Source organism: Nautilia sp. (assembly GCF_053994455.1).
Genome location: NZ_JBMYAU010000047.1, coordinates 1 through 4,547, shown reverse-complemented (window position 1 = coordinate 4,547; position 4,547 = coordinate 1). Strand labels below are relative to the sequence as shown.

Genomic DNA, 4,547 nt, shown 5'->3' with positions numbered 1-4,547 from the left:
TTCGATTACTCCGAAACTGTCTTTAAGTTTGTTTAAAAATATATTGTAAGAGTCTACGAAATCCTTTGCCTCTCCTTTTAATTTCGTGTCTATTTTATGCTCGAAGTCTCCTTTAAGTATTTTTTTTGTCGACTGTCTTACGTTTTCGAGAATTTCGAGGTAGGGCGTTAAAAAGTAGTTCACTATTAATATGATTATTATTAATGATATAATGGCTATTGCAATGAGCTGTATCATAGCGTTTATAAGTTTTTTATAATAATCCTGTGCGCTGAACGTTATTTTGAGGCTTTTGTTTGCGTCAAAAGGTAAAATTATCGTAAACACTTTTTTGTCTTTGTCGAAAAAAAGAGTTTCCGTGTCGGTTTTTTTGTTAAGGAGTCTTATGTCCAGTATGTGTTTGGAGTTTTTAATTATTTCTATGAACCTTTGTTTTTCCAGTGTTTCGGTAAGTATGTCTTTTATTAAAACCGCTTCGTTTATTATTGTGGTGTTCGAAAAGTTTAAAAACGTGTAAGTGACAATCAGCGTACGTATTACTGTTGATATAATCATTATTACCGCAATAATGAAAAGTATCTTTTTTTTCATTTGCAAAGCCTTTTAAGGATTTCGTCTATTTTACCGCAAAAACCGTTTTCTTTGGATATTATGAAAAGGTCTCTTGCTATGTTTTTTTGGGTGGATATTTTTACGTCTTCGACTCTTATGTTGAAATCATCAAGCACCTGCATTATCGTGGACACTATCCCTTTTTTGTCTTTTGTTTTTAATTTTAAGGAGGCATAGTTTTGAGAATGGTTGCAGTCTATTTCGAATTCCTCTTTTTTGAATTGTACGGTGTGTTTAGTCGTCAGGTTTTGCTCAAAGGCTTTTTTTATATATTCCGAAATTACGGGCAGGTCATACTCGTCTACTTTTTTGTCGAATTCTATTTTAAAATATTTTAATTCTCCTATTTTATAAATGGAGAGATGGTTCAGTTCAAGTTTGGAAAGTTTGTCTATAAACCAGCCTAACGAAAAATTAAGCCTGTCGTTTTTTGCTATATGGATGATGAGGTGTTTTTCGTTTTCGAATTTGTATTTGTATTCTTTTGTATCTTTTATCCATTCCAAGAGTTTTAAAATTTCATTGACGGAATTTTGCAAAAACAGCTGGTTTGAAGGTGAGGAGAGCACTTTTTTTCTGAAAAGTTTAGGAAACTGTATGAATTTTTCTTTTGAAGAGAGAAGTTTTTCTTTTCTTTTTCTTTGGGCTATTTCGTTTATAAGCGTTTTGTTTTCCAATGCGTTTAGGGTGTTGTAATAAAGCGTTTGCAGCAGAGATTCTTTAAAAGGGGTGAAAATTCCTTCCCCCACGGCTTTCATATCCGCTATGGTTAAAAGATACAGCAGTTTTAAAAATCTTTCGTTTTGTATGATTTCCGCAAAAGAGAGTATGATTTTATCGTTGTGTATATCTTCTCTTTGGGCGGTATTGGACATTAGAGTGTGATGTTTTACAAGCTTTGCAATTATTTCGGTATCCGGCATTGAGAATTTCTGGGCATATTCTTTTGCTATTTTCGCTCCTATTACGGAATGGTCCTCTATTCTTCCTTTGCCTAAATCATGAAAAAGAGCGGCGAATCTTAAAACCGCTTTGTCGGTTTCGTTAAGTTTTTGAAATTCAGTGAGGTTTTCTATTTCTTTGACGGTATATAACGAATGTATGTCGACCGGATACTGGTGATATCCGTCAAACTGTGCGAGGTATTTTATTTTTTCAAAGGCGGGTATTATTTTTTCCAGTGTTTTGGATTTATAAAGGGCAAAAAGCAGAGGATAAAGAAAATCTTTGTAAAAAAGCGCTTTTTTCTGTTTTTTTATTATGCCGAAGTCTTTTTCTTTAAGGAGTGAGACCACCGATATGTCACATTTTTTATAATTTATTTCAATAAGGGAGTTTATAGCCTCCTTATATGTTTCTTTGTTGCAAAATCTCGTATAAAGTATATTTTCACAAAGATAGTAGTCTTTTTTTACTCTTTTGTTTTTCATTTCCTTAAAACCGTGAGAATATAAATAAGGTTTTATTATTTTTTTTATCACTATAGATGTGAAAATGTTTACGTTCCATAATGATTTCAGCAGATCTTTTATAAACTTTCTTTCCGCACTTATCCTAAGAGAATCGGTATATCCCATATTAAGGGCAATCTCCCTTTGATATGTAAGTAAAACCTTGTCGATTTTTTTCTTAGCCGCAAGATGGAGATACACCCTTACTTTAAATAAAAATTCAAGAGAACTTCTGTATTCCCTGAAATCTTCCTCGGTTGCGTATTCCGGTATTAAATAAGAGTTGTTCGGATAGTTGAATATCACTTTGTTGATCCACAGCAGTGTGTTCGAATCCCTTATGCCCCCGAAACCGTCTTTAATATCCGGCTCCATTGAAATGGGGTGTTTTTTATGTCTTTTAAGCATTTCGTCGTATTTAGCGAGTATGTACTCTTTTTTATTGTAGTTTCTCATCTTATTAAGTTCGTTTTGTATTTCGTACCATAAAAATTTGCTTCCGAAAATAAATCTGCTCTCAAGCATTGCGGTTTTTATGGTAATATCTTCATTGCTTGCCGGAAAAAGATCTTTTAATTCATGAACCCTGTGGCCTATTTTCAATCCCAAATCCCACAGCATCGTAATGTAGTTTTCTATTATGTTTCTCAGGTTATAACCCGGTGTTTCTTTATAAACTATCATTATGTCTATGTCCGAATATATGGGGAGCTGCTCCCTTCCGTATGAACCGAGGGCTATTATCGAAACGGGTATGTTGTTAAAAGGGGGCTGAAATTCCTGAAAACTTTTTTTTAAGATATATTTGTATATGAGTGTGACGAATTCGTCAATTTTTTTCGTATGTTTTACAAAAAAGTCCTTTCCGCCTTCTATTTTGATGCTGTTTAAATATTCTTTTATTTCTCTTTTTATCGCTTTAGCAATTTCTAAATCGTTTTCGGAGGTATAAATTATTTGCTGAAGTTGCATTTTCTCTCCTTTTATGATATTTTAACAAATAAAATGAATATGGGGAGAATTGAATGGAAAATTTATTTAAAAAAATAGAAGATAATGACGAAATTACTTTCGATGAGGCTCTTAAACTTTACGATTCGGAACTTTTTTTAGTAGGAAAAGCGGCGCAGAAAATAAGAATTGAGAAATTCGGCAAAAAAACCTATTTTAATATTAACAGACACATTAATCCCAGCAATGTGTGTAAAGACGTCTGTAAATTCTGTGCTTTTTCTGCACACAGAAAAAACCCCAATCCGTATACGATGAGTATTGACGAATGTGTTTTTGCCGCCAAGCAGGCTTATGAAAAAGGGGCTAAAGAGGTGCATGTGGTCTCTGCACACAATCCGGAAGTAGGGTATGAATATTATATGAATATAGTAAAAGAGATAAAAAAAGAAATTCCGAATATCCACATCAAAGCTTTCACCGCCGCCGAAGTTAATTTTTTCAGTGAATTAAGTGGCAAAACTTATGAGCGTGTTTTGGATGATATGGCGAAAAACGGAGTTGATTCAATGCCCGGGGGAGGGGCTGAAATTTTTGACGAAACTGTAAGGGATAAAATATGCAAAGGCAAAGTAAGCAGTGAAAACTGGCTGAAAATTCACGAAATCTGGCACGGAATGGGTAAAAAATCAAACGTCACAATGCTTTTCGGGCATATAGAAAACAGGGCTCAGCGTATAGACCATATGTTGAGAGTCAAAAAACTTCAGGATAAAACGGGCGGTTTCAACGCTTTTATACCGCTTGTTTATCAAAGAAAAAACAATTACCTAAATGTAAACAGGTTTTTAACGGGAAACGAAATTTTAAAAACGATAGCAATAAGCAGAATTCTGCTAAGAAATATTCCTAATATAAAAGCATACTGGGTTACGACCACCCTTAATCTTTCTCTTGTTGCCCAGGAATACGGTGCGAACGATATTGACGGAACCATAGAGAAAGAATCGATTAATTCCGCTGCCGGGGCGGATTCGTCAAAAGGGTTGAATTTAAAGGAGCTTGTCCATCTGATTAAAGACAGCGGGTTTATCCCTGTAGAAAGGGATAGTCTTTATAATGAAATACGCGAATATTAAGCGTATTTTTCAATAGTTTCCAATAAGGTAACCGGAGAAATCGGTTTAATTATAACGTCATTCGCACCAAGCGCCAGAGCCTGGGTTTTTTTACTGTCGTCTGTTGTCAGTATGATAATCGGCAGGTTGATATATTCCGGTTTTGTTTTTATTTCTTTTAAAAATTCGATACCGTCCATTACGGGCATAACGATGTCAAGGAGAATAATGTCGACATCGTTGTTTGTCAGCGTATTGAACGCTTCAATCCCGTTCCCCGCCTCTAAAGATTCGAATCCTTTTTTAGACAGTATTCTGACGATTAACTTTCTGTTAATCGGATCATCGTCTACAACTAATATTCTTTTATTTGCCATTTTTATCCTTTTACAGCTTTTTCTATATTTTCAGGTTT

General features: G+C 34.4%; 3 protein-coding genes and 1 pseudogene. 1 reads left to right on the top strand and 3 read right to left on the bottom strand.

Going from position 1 to position 4,547, the window contains the following annotated elements:
• Both ACXJIE_RS03150 and ACXJIE_RS03145 read right to left on the bottom strand, forming a co-directional pair.
• Positions 1-591 (bottom strand): annotated as a pseudogene (locus ACXJIE_RS03150) (GGDEF domain-containing protein); the annotation flags it as partial.
• Complete coding sequence (locus ACXJIE_RS03145; RefSeq protein ID WP_456479526.1) at positions 588-3,035, bottom strand: [protein-PII] uridylyltransferase family protein; 2,448 nt, start codon at positions 3,033-3,035, stop codon at positions 588-590. The pseudogene ACXJIE_RS03150 and the gene ACXJIE_RS03145, both read right to left, overlap by 4 nt.
• A 53-nt stretch (positions 3,036-3,088) precedes the next feature.
• Between ACXJIE_RS03145 and mqnE the strand changes: the two genes are divergently transcribed.
• Positions 3,089-4,153, top strand: coding sequence for an aminofutalosine synthase MqnE (gene mqnE / locus ACXJIE_RS03140; RefSeq protein ID WP_456479525.1), 1,065 nt, complete (start codon positions 3,089-3,091; stop codon positions 4,151-4,153).
• Here mqnE and ACXJIE_RS03135 read toward each other — a convergent pair.
• Positions 4,150-4,509 carry a response regulator gene (locus tag ACXJIE_RS03135; protein WP_456479524.1) on the bottom strand — a complete coding sequence of 120 codons (360 nt, stop codon included), beginning with the start codon at positions 4,507-4,509 and terminating at the stop codon, positions 4,150-4,152. The genes mqnE and ACXJIE_RS03135 overlap by 4 nt on opposite strands.
• Between the last annotated feature and the right edge of the window lie 38 nt (positions 4,510-4,547).

Coding starts and splice junctions, on each gene's coding strand:
- ACXJIE_RS03135 (WP_456479524.1), bottom strand. CDS start 4,509: ATGGCAAATAAAAGAATATTAGTTGTAGACGATGATCCGATTAACAGA.
- ACXJIE_RS03145 (WP_456479526.1), bottom strand. CDS start 3,035: ATGCAACTTCAGCAAATAATTTATACCTCCGAAAACGATTTAGAAATT.
- mqnE (WP_456479525.1), top strand. CDS start 3,089: ATGGAAAATTTATTTAAAAAAATAGAAGATAATGACGAAATTACTTTC.